This window comes from Ilumatobacter nonamiensis YM16-303, from assembly GCF_000350145.1.
GTDB classification, from domain to species: domain Bacteria; phylum Actinomycetota; class Acidimicrobiia; order Acidimicrobiales; family Ilumatobacteraceae; genus Ilumatobacter_A; species Ilumatobacter_A nonamiensis.
The window spans coordinates 1-561 of sequence record NZ_BAOL01000384.1 but is presented as its reverse complement, the minus strand read 5'-3'; the positions used below and the strand labels follow the sequence as shown (position 1 = coordinate 561).

Annotated in this window: 1 protein-coding gene; it reads left to right on the top strand. The window is 67.2% G+C overall.

Annotated features, from left to right (window positions below; all coding sequences use genetic code 11):
* The coding region (locus ON45_RS23955; protein WP_040496770.1) for a cyclic nucleotide-binding domain-containing protein at positions 1-522 on the top strand (522 nt) is incomplete at its 5' end.
* Between the last annotated feature and the right edge of the window lie 39 nt (positions 523-561).

The following is a 561-nucleotide window of genomic DNA, read 5'->3' as shown; positions in this document are numbered from 1 at the left end:
CTCTCCGGCGGACAGCAGCAGCGCGTCGCGGTGGCGCGGGGGTTGGTCACCGATCCCGAGCTGCTGATCGCCGACGAGCCGACCGCCAATCTCGACCACATCCAAGCCGAAGGTGTGATCCGACTGTTCCGCGAGTTGCGATCCCAGGGTCGCGTGATCGTCGTGTCCACGCACGACGCGCGACTGATCCCCGTCGCCGATCGAGTGGTTCGGATGACTCCGGACGGGATCGAGCCCGATCGTGGCGCGCACGACGTCCGGTTCGAGGCGGGAAGCGTCGTGTTCCGTCAGGAGGATCCGCCGGAGTACGTGTTCGTGATCGAGTCCGGAGAGGTCGAGATCTTCCGCGAGCTGATCGACGGCGGCGAGGAACACCTCGCTCGGCTCGTCCCGGGTCAGTACTTCGGCGAACTCGGCGCGATGCTCGGCTTCCCGCGCTCGGCAACAGCTCGCGCCACCACCGACGTCGTCCTCACCGCGATGCCGCCCCACGAGTTCCGCTCCAAGGTCGAACACTCCTGACCCGTTCTCGTGAACACTTCCCGCGCTCCGTGCGCGAAC